The organism is Kribbella sp. NBC_01505, from assembly GCF_045040285.1.
Taxonomy (GTDB): domain Bacteria; phylum Actinomycetota; class Actinomycetes; order Propionibacteriales; family Kribbellaceae; genus Kribbella.
In genome coordinates, this window is record NZ_CP109425.1 from 4079588 (window position 1) to 4093616 (window position 14029).

General features: G+C 67.3%; 14 protein-coding genes. 4 read left to right on the forward strand and 10 right to left on the reverse strand.

From position 1 onward, the window contains the following. Window positions 1-62: 62 nt before the first annotated feature. From OG474_RS19360 to OG474_RS19370, 3 genes are all read left to right on the forward strand, one after another. Window positions 63-296, forward strand: coding sequence for a DUF4244 domain-containing protein (locus OG474_RS19360; RefSeq protein ID WP_405063733.1), 234 nt, complete (start codon window positions 63-65; stop codon window positions 294-296). A 62-nt stretch (window positions 297-358) separates the two neighbouring features. Next, complete coding sequence (locus tag OG474_RS19365; RefSeq protein WP_405063734.1) at window positions 359-730, forward strand: TadE family type IV pilus minor pilin; 372 nt, start codon at window positions 359-361, stop codon at window positions 728-730. Then, entirely contained in the window at window positions 727-1137 is a 411-nt protein-coding gene (locus OG474_RS19370) for an Rv3654c family TadE-like protein (protein WP_405063735.1), read from the forward strand. Before OG474_RS19365 ends, OG474_RS19370 begins: the two co-directional genes overlap by 4 nt. Window positions 1138-1161: 24 nt before the next feature. On the opposite strand, the gene OG474_RS19375 is transcribed toward OG474_RS19370, so the two are convergent. Together OG474_RS19375 and OG474_RS19380 are read right to left on the reverse strand one after the other, a co-directional pair. Further along, window positions 1162-2061 (reverse strand): phosphotransferase family protein, encoded by a 900-nt coding sequence (locus tag OG474_RS19375; protein ID WP_405063736.1) that lies wholly within the window; start codon window positions 2059-2061, stop codon window positions 1162-1164. Between the two features lie 14 nt (window positions 2062-2075). Beyond that, window positions 2076-2948, reverse strand: coding sequence for an SMP-30/gluconolactonase/LRE family protein (locus OG474_RS19380; RefSeq protein ID WP_405063737.1), 873 nt, complete (start codon window positions 2946-2948; stop codon window positions 2076-2078). A 327-nt stretch (window positions 2949-3275) separates the two neighbouring features. Here OG474_RS19380 and OG474_RS19385 point away from each other — a divergent pair, with 327 nt between their 5' ends. Next, window positions 3276-3896 carry a response regulator gene (locus OG474_RS19385; RefSeq protein WP_405064593.1) on the forward strand — a complete coding sequence of 207 codons (621 nt, stop codon included), beginning with the start codon at window positions 3276-3278 and terminating at the stop codon, window positions 3894-3896. 164 nt (window positions 3897-4060) lie between these two features. Here the strand turns inward: OG474_RS19385 and OG474_RS19390 are convergent, their stop codons facing one another. The 8 genes from OG474_RS19390 to OG474_RS19425 all read right to left on the reverse strand — a co-directional run bounded on the left by OG474_RS19390 (window position 4061) and on the right by OG474_RS19425 (window position 14017). Next, window positions 4061-4468, reverse strand: coding sequence for a hypothetical protein (locus tag OG474_RS19390; protein ID WP_405063738.1), 408 nt, complete (start codon window positions 4466-4468; stop codon window positions 4061-4063). A 1884-nt stretch (window positions 4469-6352) separates the two neighbouring features. Further along, the gene (locus OG474_RS19395; RefSeq protein ID WP_405063739.1) at window positions 6353-7597 is read right to left on the reverse strand and encodes a CehA/McbA family metallohydrolase; all 1245 of its coding nucleotides are present in this window, start codon (window positions 7595-7597) and stop codon (window positions 6353-6355) included. Beyond that, a complete protein-coding gene (locus OG474_RS19400) occupies window positions 7597-8676 on the reverse strand; it encodes an ABC transporter ATP-binding protein (RefSeq protein ID WP_405063740.1) in 1080 nt (359 codons plus the stop codon). Before OG474_RS19400 ends, OG474_RS19395 begins: the two co-directional genes overlap by 1 nt. Continuing rightward, window positions 8676-9497 (reverse strand): carbohydrate ABC transporter permease, encoded by an 822-nt coding sequence (locus tag OG474_RS19405; RefSeq protein WP_405063741.1) that lies wholly within the window; start codon window positions 9495-9497, stop codon window positions 8676-8678. Before OG474_RS19405 ends, OG474_RS19400 begins: the two co-directional genes overlap by 1 nt. Then, a complete protein-coding gene (locus OG474_RS19410; protein ID WP_405063742.1) occupies window positions 9494-10402 on the reverse strand; it encodes a carbohydrate ABC transporter permease in 909 nt (302 codons plus the stop codon). Before OG474_RS19410 ends, OG474_RS19405 begins: the two co-directional genes overlap by 4 nt. After that, window positions 10402-11820: an extracellular solute-binding protein gene (locus OG474_RS19415; RefSeq protein ID WP_405063743.1), complete on the reverse strand. Its 1419-nt coding sequence runs from the start codon at window positions 11818-11820 to the stop codon at window positions 10402-10404. Before OG474_RS19415 ends, OG474_RS19410 begins: the two co-directional genes overlap by 1 nt. Window positions 11821-12420: 600 nt before the next feature. Then, window positions 12421-13188, reverse strand: coding sequence for a ricin-type beta-trefoil lectin domain protein (locus OG474_RS19420; RefSeq protein WP_405063744.1), 768 nt, complete (start codon window positions 13186-13188; stop codon window positions 12421-12423). 418 nt (window positions 13189-13606) lie between these two features. After that, the gene (locus tag OG474_RS19425; RefSeq protein ID WP_405063745.1) at window positions 13607-14017 is read right to left on the reverse strand and encodes a hypothetical protein; all 411 of its coding nucleotides are present in this window, start codon (window positions 14015-14017) and stop codon (window positions 13607-13609) included. Window positions 14018-14029 lie beyond the last annotated feature (12 nt).

Here is a 14029-nt window from a genome sequence, read left to right on the forward strand (position 1 = left end):
GGTTAGAACGCTCTTCGTCGACTGCATCTTCTTGGCAAGAACACCAACCCAGGAGGACCCCGATGTCCCATCCCAGCACCCTTGTTCGCCGCACCAGGCCGCGTCGGCTCCGCCGCTTCCGCACCCGCTCCGAGCGCGGCGCCGCCACCGCCGAGTATGCGGTCACGATCGTCGCCGCCTGCGGCCTCGGCGGCATCCTCGTCGCCCTCCTCAAGTCCGACGTGATGATGAACGCCTTGAAGGCCCTCATCAACTACGCCCTCAAGCTCGCCGGCGTGGAAGGTCTCGAGCTCTGACCCCAGGGCCGGCCGCCACCCCTCCGGCGGCCGGCCTCCCGGTCAAACCATTGGGAGCCCCTATGTCTCGCAGTGCCTCTCAGCGCGGGTCCATCACCACCGAGACCGCGATCGCCCTCCCGTTCCTCCTCACGCTCATCCTCGCCGGCGTCTGGTGCCTCGGACTGATCACCACCCACCTCCAATGCATCGACGCCTCCCGAGACATCGCCCGAGCCCTGGCCCGCGGCGAATCCCCCGATGACGTCCAGTCCCTCATCCGCCACCTCACCCCGCCGAACGCGTCCGTCACCTTCCAGACGAGCCCCACCATCGAAGTCACCGTCAAAGCCACACCCCGAGCCCTCTTCTCCTTCCTCCCAGCGCCCACTCAGATCGCCGTAGCCACCCTCGACCCCGAACCGACAGCCCTGATCGGAGGCACAACGCGATGACTAGCCACCACGCCCACCCTTGCGACGAACACTTCAGGCGCGGGCCTACCCGTCGCCGACGGTCGGAGCGAGGAAGTGGCACGATCCATATGTTGACCGCGTGCCTGCTGCTCTCGACTGCGCTTGCGGTGGCCGTTCTGTGGGCGGCGGTCTCCACGGCTCGCCACAAGCTGGGTGCGGCCGCCGACCTGACCGCGCTGAGCGCTGCCTTCTCGCTGGCAGCCACCCCGTGCGTCGCAGCGGAGCGGACTGCCGCCGCGAATGACGTCACCCTCACTGCCTGCACCCCGACAACCGAGGACGTCACGGTCCAGGTGTCCGTTCCGCTGTCCCTTCCGTTCCTCCCCACCCGAACACTCTCGACCTCGGCACGGGCCGGTCCCGACTCGTCGCAGGCACCGAGCTGACCGAGGAGCGCGGGGACAACGGGGTCAGCGGGCGACAGCGTGGGCGATGACGTCGACGCAGCGTTGGAACTGCGCCGGCGAGGCCGGGTTCTTCCAGCCGAGCTTCTCCAGCGCCCAGTCGATGGCGAAGGCCGGTGTCCATCCGGCATCGGCTGCTTGAGGATCGGCGATCCGCGCGTACCCGCGACGGACCAGGTCCAGTCGGTCCTGCAAGGGCTCGCCGGCATCCACCTCCCATTGGGCGAGGTCGTAGGCCGGGGAGGCGAGACCGGAGAATTCCCAGTCGATCAGGCCCGCGACCGTTCCCTCGTGGATCAGGATGTTCTTCGGGCAGAAGTCGCCGTGGACAAGCGAGACCGGAGGCGCCTCACGCGTCGTCAGTTCTTGGCGCAGGAATTCGGCGCCGCGCTCGACGACTGCGCGTGCCGCTGGGTCAAGCCGCTCCTCGACAAGAGATGCGACCCGGTCGACTTCGTGCTCCTCGGGCAATCGCAGTTCGTGCCGGATGCCTCGGCCATCGTCGGGTACCAGGCTGTGCACCCGCGCCAGGATCTCACCGGCGTCGGTGACCAACCGTTCGAGTTCAGCGCCAGGCAGCACGCCGATGAGCTCGGCAAGGGAGTTGCCCGGCAGGAACTGCTGGACGGAGAAGGACAACAGTTCGCCGTTGTGCTCTTGGTGCTCGAGGCCGAGTATCTCTGCTGTCGGTACGCCGATGTCACGTGCCTGCGTCATCAGGTGTGCCTCGTCGATGAACCAGGGTGTCGGCTGGTGCGCGATCCGAACGACCGCGGTGACCTCGCCACCGAGCTCGGCGCGGTAGGTCTCGTTCATCCCGCCACCGGTGAGGGGAACGAGGCGCTCGATACCGCGGCCGCACACTGACCGCACCACAGCGTCGATGGTCGAGAGCGGCGTCGTCATCCTCCGAGTCTGGCTCAACGCGGCTCTGGTGCGCACCCGTATTCGGAAGGACGGTGGGCCGGGACCTTCACCTGCACGGTGAGGATCTGACCACCGCGTGGCCCGGTGATCAGGCGGTCGAGGTTGTCCGAGATCGGCTGGTCCGAGTGCCATTCGGCGGTACCGATATAGAGCGTCGTACCGTCAGATCCGCCGAGGGCCAGTGCGAAGGGGGCTCGGTGCTCCGGCAGTTCGACCCGTTGGAGGACCTCGCCTCCGTCGGCGACGCGCACCACCGAAGAGCCACCGGTGGATACCCAGATCGCTCCCTCCGCGTCGAGGCAGATGCCGTCCGGGCCAAGACCTTCGGCGAAGGTCCGGCGATTCGTCAGGCCACCGTCAATCTGGATGTCGAACGCGGTCAGCCGGCCGGCGAAGGACTCGGACACAACGAGAGTGCGATTGTCGGGAGTGATGACCATGCCGTTCGGGAACTGGATGTCGAGAGCTACCTTGCGCACCTCCCCGTCCGGCGTGAGCAGCATGAGATAGCCCGGCTTCGGGGCCTCGCCGCCGGCGAAGTCGAAGTCGGTGCCGTTGAGGTAGACGTTGCCCCGGCGGTCGGCCACGATCTCGTTCGAGCTTTGCTCCGACAGGACGCTCACTGACCCGTCAGACTCCAACCGTCGAACCTTGTCGCCCGTCGTCAGCAGCCGGCCATCGGGCTGCCATTCGATCGACCAGCCCATCAACGGCACCACCGGCGCGGGCGTGAACTCCGCCGTACCGTCGGCGTCGACCGCCACGATCTCCTGGCCGATCCAGTTCGCGAACCACAGCCGTCCGTCGTGCCACCGCAGAGACTCCGGGATCCCGAGTCCGTCGCGCAGAACCTGTACCTCCGGCATGACGCCACCTCATCTCGTCGTACCTGTCGGCCTCTCGAAGGCCGCTGACACCCTCTACACGAACGGCGTCGGGCCGGATCGACATCGGTGCTCGAGGCGGTTGTCCTGCACGGATTCGTGCAGGAGTTGGCGGAACTGCACGGGGGTGGCGGTGGCAGTACTGAAAGCGGTCGCGATCTGGTCGCAATCTGGTAGAGATGCCGCGTTGATGTGGACGAGGTGTGGCGGCTGCCTCGATGATCTGGACCGATAGATCAAGAACCGATGTTCTGCCCAATCTCCCGGACGCACTTCCCCGGCGCCCGGACGGTGACCCCGGAGGCTCGTTTGCCCGACCCCATCCGGCTGTTGCTGGTCGACGACCAGATCCTCAGCCGAGGCGTCCTCAGAAACGGTCTGGAGCGCGAACGCGACTTCAGGATCGTTGCCGAGATCAACAGATCGGACGATGTCGTGGCTGCCGCGAAACGGCATCGGGCGAACGTCGCCCTCCTCGACACCGCCGGGCCCGGGACCGCCAGTCTCACCGTCACCACCGAGCTCCGCACGCTGATCCCCGAGTGCCGCGTCGTCATGCTCACCACTTATGGCCGCCCGATCCACCTCCGCCGCGGACTCGAGGCCGGCGCCAAAGGGTTCGCCCTCAAGGGCTGCCCCGCCCCGCAACTAGCCGATGCCGTACGCCGCGTGCACCTCGGCCTCCGCGTCGTGGACGCGAACCTCGCCGCCGAGTCCCTCAAGTACTCCGAAACGCCCTTGAACGACGAAGAGACCGACACCCTCCGCGCGGCCCGCGACGGCGGTTCGGTCGCGATGATGGCTCGCACCCTGCACGTCTCCGAGCGCGTAATCCGCCGCCGCCTCTGGTCCGCCATCGGCAAAACCGGCGCGCGAACCCGCTCCGACGCCATCCACATCGCCGAACACCACGGCTGGCTCCTCGACTGACCCGCACCGCCCCCGACCGACAGTTGCTGGGGGTTTGAACAGGAACTGGTGGGCGTGCACAGGTTATTACTTGTTCACACCCCCCAGTGAGGGGACGAACCCCCGTTGGTTGGCAGTCCACAACGGCTGGCGGGCCAGACCTATCCCGCCTCCGGGGAGCAGGGTCACAGAGTTTCGAGTTGGTCGAGGAGCCAACTGGGGCCGGTGGTGGTGGCGCCCAGAGGTTCGACGCGTTGGCGAAGCCCTCGGTCAGCGGTCACCACGGTGACCGCGGGTGGGTTCTCCGCCGCGAGGAAGTCGACGGTGACCTGGGTGATGGTGTCGTCGCCGGATGCGGGGGCCATGACCACTCGGAGGCCGCCGAGGTCCAGCGGATCGCCGTCGAGCGCTTTGCGAGCGGCACCTTCGAGGACCACGGCGATGGTGGTCCCAGGCAGTTGCCCCTGCAGCGCGGCGAGCTTCACGAGCAACCGACGGGCAGCCCCCGCCCGATCACGCCACCACCCATCGGGCCGTGAGCCCACCACATTGGCAGCATCCACCACAACAACTCGCTCCTCCGCACCACCCATACCCCCAGTCTGCTCCCCAAGCACCCCAAGCCCCGACCCCAACCACGCCAAGCCCCGGCCCCGAGCGCCGGAGCCGAACCCACCAAGTGCCGATCGGTTGGTCGCGGCCGACGGCGTACGGGGGTGGCTGGTCGCCCGCACGGCTGGCTACTGCGAACACCTGGAAGCTCGTCTTTGTGGTGATCTACTGCCACCCAGCGGCAGCAGATCACCACAAAGGTGCGTGCTGCGGGTTCGCCTGCAGAGTCACGGAGTCGTGCTGCCTGTTGCGATTTGGCGGCTGCTATTCCCCAAGCCGGTTCGGGGAGGGTCGCAGTGGCTGGGCACTTCGCCTGGCCAGTTACCCCGCCTCCCTGAATGTGCTCGCCCCATCCGGCCGCTCGGATTCGGCCGATGACGTACGCGGTGGCTGGTCGTCGCTGCGGCCGGTATTACTGAAGCGGGTGGCTCGGCAGTTCTATGGCTGAGGGGGATGGTTCGGTCGGCGACCGCGGTTCCCGTTGCTTTGGGCTGGCGGGCTGTGGTTTCCGCCGACGATCAGGAGGTTTGATAGCTGACCCGCCGCGCTGGTTGCTGCCGCCAAAAAACAGTCGGCCGGGGGGATGCCGTCGGCGAGTGAATCCTCTGTGCTGCCCGCGAGTGAAGCCACCGTGCGGTCGGCGAGTGAAGCCACCGTGCGGTCGGCGAGGGAAGGCCACCGTGCGAGTGTGAGGAGCGGGGCGCCGAGTGTGAGGAATAGGTCGTCGAAAATCGATATCCGGCGGCACGGTCCCCACACTCGCGTGCTGATCACACGGTGGCGCCACTCGCGGGGGCGGTGATGGTCGGACTGGGGAGCCTGACCTGCCGAAACCGGCCAGTAGAACTCCCCAAACCCCGCTGGCCCGCTGGTCCCGCGCCACCACCGGCGGCCGGAGACACCGAGCGGGGGCTGGAGACACCGAGCGGGGGCTGGAGACACCGAGCGGGGGCTGGAGACACCGAGCGGGGGCTGGAGACAGCAAGCGGGGGCCGGAGACCTATGGCAACAGGTCTCCAGCCGTCACAAGGTGTCTCACGCCAGCAGTCGTGGCGCGAGACCGATCACCTGCCCAGCGATCGGACTCCACTGCGCAGAACTTACTGACTGCCGTCACCCGCCGACCTCAGCCGTAGCCCGGAAGCTCAAGCAACGGGAACCGCGGTCGCCGACCGAACCATCCCCCTCAGCCGTAGAACTGCTGAGCCACCCGCCTCAGTAATACCGGCCGCAGCGGCGACCAGCCACCGCGTACGTCATCGGCCGAATCCGAGCGGCCGGACGGGACGAGCACATCCGGGAAGGCGGAGTTCTTGACCAGCCCAGCGGAGATCCACGGAGACCTACTGCCAAATAGAGCCTGTTGCGTTATCGCTCCCCAAACCGGTTCGGGGAGAGTTTCGTCCTCCCGGAAGGCGAACCGGGGAGCGTTCACCCCCCGAATCGGTCCCAAATCCTCCCCGAACCGGTTTGGGGAGGATGCCGCCGGCCAAATCGCAACAGGCTCATAGAGGCAGTAATCGTCCGTGAATCCGCCTCGACCGGAACCAGCCCATCAGATGGAGTTGGCCGGGGGACGCGTTGGGCGATCGGCGCGTTGGCCGGGGCCGGGGCCGGGGCCGGCGGGCGTGCTGCAGTTATGGCTGGTGGGTGGGGACAGGAAGTGGGGGGCGAGGACAGGGTGTGCCGTGTCTCATGCCACCGGATGGTGTCTCCGGCCACCGGAGTGTCTCCCCGATGGCTGGAATCGCGGGGCTGCGCCGGGTGTGAAAGGTCCGGAGAACGTCACGGTCGAGGAGATCGCCGAGGCGGCCGACGTGTCGGTGCGGTGTGCGAGGGTGCGCGTGACGACCGGGTCAGTGCCGTTAGGTGCAGGTGGAGAGGAACTGGCCGGTGTGGGTTACGAGGGTGTGGGGGCCGGGGGCGGCGGGGAGGTGGTGGGTGGCGGAGGTTACGGGGTGGGGGGTGCCGTCGGGGGAGAGGATGAGGGTGTTGGGGGCGTCCAGGGCCAGGAGGGTGTCTTCCAGGCGGAGGAGGACGGGGGCGTTGTAGGTGGTGGAGATGGCGGTTCGGCCGGCGGATAGGGCTTGGAGGGTGGCTTCGACTAGCTCGGCGGGGGTTTCGGCGGCCGCGTCGACTGCTAGCCAGGTGGTGGGGGTGCCGATGGGGGTCGGGGAGGTGGGGTTGTGCCAGTCGCTGCCGCCGATGGGGATGGTGTCGAGGCCCCAGGACTGCCACCAGGCGATGGGGCCGCCCCAGTGGTGGTCGAGCCAGGAGGAGTGCCAGATCTCGGCGAGCGGTGGGTGTTCGGTCAGTGGGTGACGCCAGGCGCAGTCGCCGCTGAGTGGGTGGTTGATCGAGAGCAGGCCGCCTTGGCGGGCTACCTCGCTGACCCAGGTGGCGGCGGGCCGGCGGAAGTCGATGGGGCCGAGGTGGCCGAAGGCGTTCGCGTGGCCGGTGTCGGTGGTGACTTCCTGGCCGGGGATCAGGCCGATGCCGAAGCGGTCGCTGAGACCGGGGAGTTCGGCATGGTGGGCGACGGTGTTGTGGTCGGTGATCGCGAGGACGTCGAGGCCGGCGGCCACGCCCATGGCGGCCAGGTTGGCGATCGGGGTCGCGCCGTCGGAGTGCAGTGAGTGGGCGTGGAAGTCACCGGCGATCCAGCGGAGGCCGGGCGCGGCGGGGAGGACACGGCGGGGCGGGCGCTCCGGTACGGCGATCGCGGCCGTCGCCTCGGCGTACGCGGTCAGGCCGGGGATCTCGGCGACCGGTCCGGTGACGGCCTCGACGATGAGCTCGGCGCCTTCGACGGGGAGACGGTAGAGGCCGATGACGACCCACCAGGTGCCGGCCTCGAGTTCGCCGGGGACGTATCCGGGGGTCGCCGCGGTCGGGGTGATCGCGAAGGTCCGCCGCGCGCCGCCGGACCAGCCGCGCCACCCGCCGGCGCCCTCACAGCCGATGTCGATGACAACCCCGTCGATCGGCGGAACCGTCAACGTGACCAGGAGTCCTGGACAGTCGGCCGGTACGTCGACGGGCAGGGAATGCCAGACGGATTCGGCCCGGTCGTCCAGCGTCCAGACGCGTCGGTACGACGTGACTGCCATCAGGCGACCGGCTGTCGGGCGAGCAGTTCCCCGGACTCTCGGTCGTACAGGAGAACGCGCGCGGCGGGAGCCGTGAGAAAGACGGGCTTGCCGGGCTCCGGCTCTTCTTCCTCCGGAACGGTCACCCCGATGAGCGTGCCGTCGCAGTCGACCGAGACCAGCGACTGGACGCCGAGGTTCTCAGCCACCACAACGGTTCCCCGCAGCCCAACGCCGACGGCGTCGCCGGTCGTCAGGGATAGGTACTCCGGCCGGATGCCGACCGTCACCTCAGCACCTTCAGGAGTGAACCCCTCCACCGGCAAAGCGCCACCGGCCACCGAAACGCCGGCCGCCGAGACCACACCTGGGATCAGGTTCATCGGCGTCGAGCCAATGAAGTTGGCGACGAACGTGTTCACCGGGCGGGCGAAAACCTCGCGCGGGGTACCGAGCTGGCGGAGCTTGCCGGACTCCATGACGGCGATGCGGTCGGCGAGGGCCAGGGCTTCGGCTTGGTCGTGGGTGACGAAGACGGTGGTGATGCCGAGGTCGCGCTGGAGCTTCTTGAGGAAGGTACGGGCCTCGAGGCGGAGGCGCGCGTCGAGGTTGGAGAGAGGCTCGTCCAGCAACAACACCTTGCCCTGGGAGGCGATCGCGCGGGCGAGCGCGACGCGTTGCTGCTGACCGCCGGAGAGTTGGCCGGGGCGGCGTTCGAGCAGGCCGGTCAGGGACAGTTCGCCGGCTGTGCGTTCAGCGGTCTCGGCCCGCGTGGCGGCGGCGACCCGCCGTACCTTCAAGGGGTAGGTGATGTTCTCGGCGACGCTCATGTGCGGGAACAACGCGTAGTCCTGGAAGACCATGGCGACGCCGCGCTTGCCTGGTTCGGTGCGGGTGACGTCCGCCGCGTCGATGCGGACGGTGCCTTCCGAAGCATTCTCCAGGCCGGCGATGGTGCGGAGCAAGGTGGTCTTGCCGCAGCCGGACGGGCCGAGCAGCGCGAAGAACTCACCGTCGGCGACGTGCAGGTCGAGGCCGTCGACGGCGCGTACGCCGTTCGGGTAGACGGTCGCCAGACCCTCGATGTCGATACCGGCCATCAGGACTTGATCCCTCCATGGAAGCGGAACCCGTAGCGCGAGTTCACCAGCAGATACAGCACGACAACGGGAATCGAGAAGAGCAGCGAGAAGACCGGCAGGACCTGCAGGTTCACGCTGCCACCCTCGTCGGTGAGCGTCTGCATCAGTACGGCGGCCGGCTGCAGAGTGGTCGACCGGATGAGCAGGAAGGGCACCAGGAAGTTGCCCCAGGAGTTGACGAACGCCCAGACCATGATCGTGGCCAGGCCCGGTCGGGCGACCGGCAGTACGACGTCGCGCAGGATCTGCAGGGTGGACGCGCCGAAGACCCGCGCCGACTCCTCGTACGACTTCGGCACGGCGTCGACGAAGTCCTTCAGGATGAAGATTGCCGCTGGCAACAACCCGCCGGTCATCACCAGCGCGACCCCGAACCGCGAGTCGATCAGCCCGAGCTGGTAGATCATCACGAAGATCGGCACCATCGCCGCCGTGCCGGTGACAACCGATGACAGCAGCAACAACCCGTACAGCAACGCGTCCCGGCCCGGGATCCGCACCCGCGACAAGGCGTAGCTGGCGAGCGCCGCGAATGCCGTGACCGCCAGAGCGACCGTGACACAGATGATCAGAGAGTTCACTATCGCATGCAGTGCATACGGATGGTCGAGCGTCTTGCGGACGTTGTCGAGCGTCCAGTCCGGCCAGTGGACGCCGAGACCGGGGTTCTTGTCGAACGGCGACGACGCGATCCACAACATCGGTACGGCGAAGAACACCGTGACCGCGCAGATCAGTACGTAGAAGCCGATCCGCCGTACGACGTAGGCCGGAGTCACGCGCGCCTCCTCAGCAGCCGAAGGTAGATCAGCGAGACGAGCAGGTTCGCCAGCAGCAGCAGGAAGGAGATGGCCGACGAGTAGCCGAGCTCACCGCCTTGTAGCGCGACGTTGTAGATGTAGACCGGGACCGTCTCGGACTCGTGGTTCGGTCCGCCCTTGGTGAGCAGGAACGGCGAGAAGTCGTTGGCTGTCCACAGGGAGATCAACAGGGTGTTGGTAAGTACGTGGCCGCGGATGTGCGGGAACACCACGTCGCGCAACGTCTGCCAGCCCGAGGCTCCGACCATCCGGGCGGACTCCAGTTGCGACGGTGGAACGGCTTGCAGGGCGGACGAGTAGAGCATCATCGAGAACGCCGTACCGCGCCAGGTGTTGAACACCACCAGGCACACCATCGGGTAGTCGATCAGCCACGCGGTCCCCGTCGTACCGAGGATGCTGTTCAGCGTGCCGGTGTCCCGGTCGAAGAACGCGATCCACAGGTACGCGACCACGGTCGACGGCAGGATCCAGGCCAGCAACGTCAAAGCCTCGACGGTACGGCGTACTGCCGGGCGCGCGCGGCGGAGAATCCAGGCGAGCGTGAAGCCGAGGATGTTCTGGCCGATGATCGCCGAGCCGAGCACGAACAGCATCGTCAGCCACAACGCGTTGTGGAACAGGGCGTCGTTGAGCGCGCGGGTGTAGTTCGACAGCCCGACGATCGACGGCGAGATCGCCTCGACGCCGGTCAGCCGGTAGTTGGTGACGCCGATGTAGATGGTCCAGACCGCCGGGAACACCAGGAACGCGGCGATCAGCAGCATCGCGGGGGCCACGAAGCCGAGCGCTCTACCGACGCCCAGCCCGGCCACATCCTGTGCGGGGCGCTTGCCCCGCACAGATTCGGTAGCGGTCGCCATCAGTTCGTGGTGACCTTGTCCTTGCCGCCGGCGGCGGTCTCCACCGACTTCTCGTACGCCGTCGCGGCGGCGTCGGTGGTCTTGCCGCCGACCACGTCCGCGGTCGCCTGCTGCAGTGCCGCCGAGATCTTCGGATACTCCGCCAGGCCCGGCCGGTACTGCGTGATCGGCAGCACCTTGGTGGCAACGAAGCTGAGCATCGGGTCACTGGCCAGGATCTCGGTGTTGACGTCGGTCCGCTGGGTGATCTTGGCCGCGCCGGCCAGGGACGCCTTGACCATGTCGGCGGAGTTCATGAACTGCAACAACTCCCACGCCTGCTGGGGGAACTTGGTGTTCGGGTTGATCACCGTCGCGCCACCGCCGGACATCGACACGAAGTCCTGGCCCTTCACTCCGGCACCGGGCTTGGTCGCCGGGATCAGCGCGTAACCGACAGCGGTGTCGCGGTCGGCCATCTTCGCGACACCGGCCTTCGGCTCCACCACACTGCGCCAGAAGTAGTCGCTCTCGAGCAGGATGCCGATCTTGTTCGCGGCGAACTCGGCGAACGACTTGTCCCGGCCCTTGGCCTCGCGCTGCAGCACCGGGTCACCAAGGCCCGTGCTGTAGATCTGGTGATAGAAGTCCAGCACCTGACGGACCTGAGGGGTGTCGCCGAGCCACTTGCCGTCGGTGTTGATGGCAGCGCCGGTGCCGACCAGCAGCGGCAGCACGCCCTGCATAGTGGTCGCTTCGCCCATCGCCGTGCCGCCGTTGATCTGGATCGGCGTCACGCCGGACAGCGCCTTCAGCTTCTGACCGGCCTGGGTGATCTCGTCCCATGACTTCGGCTGCCAGTCGGCGGGGAGACCGGCCTGCTGGAACAGCTTCTTGTTGAAGTACAGCACCCGGCCGTCGGTACCACCGGGAACGCCGTACCGCTTGGTCTCGAAGGTGCCGAGCTGCTGCACCGACTCGGGGATCTGCTTCCAGCCGTCCCAGTTGTCCACCTTGCTCGCGTCGCCGACGGTGTCGGTGAGCGGCTTGATGTACCCGGCCTGCGCGAACTCGCCGACCCAGATGCCGTCGATCTGGATCAGGTCCGGGCCGGACTTGTTCGACAGGTCCAGCGACAGCTTCTGCTTGTAGACCTCGTCGTCGGAGCCGTCGCCCTGGAACTTGACGGCGACGTCGACGCCCTTGGCCTTCTGGTCGGCGACGAACTTCGGGATCAGCACGTCTTCGATGAAGGTCGCGCCGGCGCTGCTCTTGCCGCCCTTGACCGCGTTCGAGCCGATGGTCAGCTCGACCTTCTTGGCGTCGGCGTTGCGGTTCGCGTCCTGGTCGCCGCTGCCGGACGAGCCGAGGCAGCCGGTGAGCAACAGGGTGGCCGTGGCGCCGAGGGCGAGCGCGCTGGACAGCCGGAGTGATCGCATCAGGGGACTCCTTGCGAGGGTCGGTACTGCTGGTGCCGGTCAAACCTTGGCACCGCGCGGCAGGTTTGTGAAGACATTTGCCCAAACGGTGTACGGCGCGTAGTCGCCACTCCGGGCGCGGTTACCGGGAGTCGTCGAGCCGGGTCAAGTTGGATCCGGGCGGGGAGCATTGCGGGTCCGTTAAAGTGCGCTCAAGGTTCTGTCGCAACCCGTAGTGGAGTAGATACAGACCGTGAACTCCCGAGGTAGCGTCATGCCCGTTCGGTTCATCGGAGCGGAGGTGACTGCGAATGTTGTACGGAGTTCTTCACCTGGTAGACGACCTGCTGTTTGGGCATCACCACCACCACGGCCACTGGTGCTGGTGGTGACGGGTACCGACTGGTGATTCCCGCTCACAAGGGAAGGCCTGGACGGTGACGACGGCGTACGGCTCCCGCTGACGCGCAAGCAGCGGAATCCCGCGCCGATCCCCGAGCACCGCCACCTGACCGACGACGGATCACCAGTCTCACAACTGAAAGCAGTGTCGATCTCTAAGGAGTGAGAAAACAGCCGGCCCCGACGATGTCGGGGCCGGCTGTCAGTTGGTGCCGAAGGTTACTTCTGCGCCAGCTGCATCATCTGCTTGGGCAGCACCGACATCTGGGCCGGGATCGGCAGCTGAGGCTTCACCAGTTCGAGCAGGCTGCCCGCGGCGTTCGCGATCGGCAGCGGCAGGGCCAGGCCCAGCGATGCCAGCAGCGCGTTCACCAGAGCCAGGACTGCACCCAGGATGTCCAGGCCAGGCAGCGGCAGTGCGCTCCAGCCCTGGACCGGTGTGCCGGTAGCACCCATGCTGCCGGTCGGTTGTGCCTGCTTGGCCTTCCCCTTGCCAAGCAGTGAGGTGAGTGCGAGACCGCTCGCCTGGTTGACGAACGTGCCTGCGCTCTCGTCGTAGTTCCACTTCTGGCCGTCGCCGCTACGGCACGGCAGGACCAGGAGCGGGGCCGCGGCCGGAACCTTGGCCAGGTCGGCACCGCTGTCCAGACAGGCTCCGGTCTTGGCAAGGGCGCCACCGACGCTCTTGCTCATCGCGACCTGCAGCTGGCCGGACTCGGTGTAGATCCACTCCTGGGTCTTGCCTTCCTTGCCAGGAGCACAGGCCATCATGACGCCCATCGGGACCTTGTTGGCCGCGACGAAGGTCAGGCAGTAGCGGGTGTCGGCGCGGGTGGCGATCTGCTTCGCCACGCCGATCTCCACGCCCGGAGCCGCGGAACGGTCCGTGGCCGGCTGAGCGGCCTGGGCCGGGATGGCGGTGGCGAGTGCGACGCTGACTGCGAGGACTACCACGCCGGTACGGCTGAAGAGCTTACGGGTGATCAAGACAACCTCCGAAGGTCGTGCCTATCTCAACTGGCGTCAGGTCGTCGGGACCCCGTTACGAGAGCCGGTCCGTGTTTCCGGGAACCGCTTCGCCACCCCTTGCGCGGTGGGCGGGTTGCGGGTCGATCCCCCGTGAGGAGGCGGTGTGGCCCGGAAGGCCGACAGTGACTCAACGCGACGTTGACGCCACGACCAGTAATGCACAGCTCGGTCGGAGGTGGTTATGGCACGACCCCGGAACTTGATGCCAATGGCAACTAACTGCCAGTGAAAAGTCGTTGCGGTGGGCATCGAAATCCGGCTGCGGGGTGGCCGTGCGGGCGCTGAAGCGCGGCTGTGTTTCGATCGAGATGTTACGGCAGTGCACCGATACTGGGGTGGTCCACTGTGCTAATTGATGCCGTGGGCAACAGAGTGGTCAGTGGGACTGCTTGTGGTCCGTGGTGTCGGTGGCCACGTGCTTACCGGTCGCGAGCGGCTCGACGGTTGTCTCGTCAGCTACCTCTGCGTCGCGGTCCTCGGTGAGCACCGGGGCCGTGTCGCGTTCCGTGACCGCGGGCTCGGTCGCGGTCGGGGCGGTCGCGACCTGGGCGCGCAGGTTGCGCACCTCGCGGTGCCGGCGCCAGCCGCGGGCAAGTCCCTTCTTCGTCAGCCAAAGTCCGGCGACCAAGGCGGCGCCGGCCGCGGCGCCGAGGAAGAACACCGTCGGCACGACCACGCCGAAGTCGATTCCGAACACCGACAGGTTGGTGGAGTCGGTCGACGAGACCGAGACACCCAGGCCGAAGAGGACGGCGATGACAATCAGAACGATTCCGAGGACGAACATGGCGCACGCTGC

What these genes read in the sequence shown, in the direction of transcription:
- OG474_RS19360 (WP_405063733.1), top strand. Translation starts at nt 63, where the DNA reads ATGTCCCATCCCAGCACCCTTGTTCGCCGCACCAGGCCGCGTCGGCTC.
- OG474_RS19365 (WP_405063734.1), top strand. Translation starts at nt 359, where the DNA reads ATGTCTCGCAGTGCCTCTCAGCGCGGGTCCATCACCACCGAGACCGCG.
- OG474_RS19370 (WP_405063735.1), top strand. Translation starts at nt 727, where the DNA reads ATGACTAGCCACCACGCCCACCCTTGCGACGAACACTTCAGGCGCGGG.
- OG474_RS19375 (WP_405063736.1), bottom strand. Translation starts at nt 2,061, where the DNA reads ATGACGACGCCGCTCTCGACCATCGACGCTGTGGTGCGGTCAGTGTGC.
- OG474_RS19380 (WP_405063737.1), bottom strand. Translation starts at nt 2,948, where the DNA reads ATGCCGGAGGTACAGGTTCTGCGCGACGGACTCGGGATCCCGGAGTCT.
- OG474_RS19390 (WP_405063738.1), bottom strand. Translation starts at nt 4,468, where the DNA reads ATGGGTGGTGCGGAGGAGCGAGTTGTTGTGGTGGATGCTGCCAATGTG.
- OG474_RS19395 (WP_405063739.1), bottom strand. Translation starts at nt 7,597, where the DNA reads ATGGCAGTCACGTCGTACCGACGCGTCTGGACGCTGGACGACCGGGCC.
- OG474_RS19400 (WP_405063740.1), bottom strand. Translation starts at nt 8,676, where the DNA reads ATGGCCGGTATCGACATCGAGGGTCTGGCGACCGTCTACCCGAACGGC.
- OG474_RS19410 (WP_405063742.1), bottom strand. Translation starts at nt 10,402, where the DNA reads ATGGCGACCGCTACCGAATCTGTGCGGGGCAAGCGCCCCGCACAGGAT.
- OG474_RS19415 (WP_405063743.1), bottom strand. Translation starts at nt 11,820, where the DNA reads ATGCGATCACTCCGGCTGTCCAGCGCGCTCGCCCTCGGCGCCACGGCC.
- OG474_RS19425 (WP_405063745.1), bottom strand. Translation starts at nt 14,017, where the DNA reads ATGTTCGTCCTCGGAATCGTTCTGATTGTCATCGCCGTCCTCTTCGGC.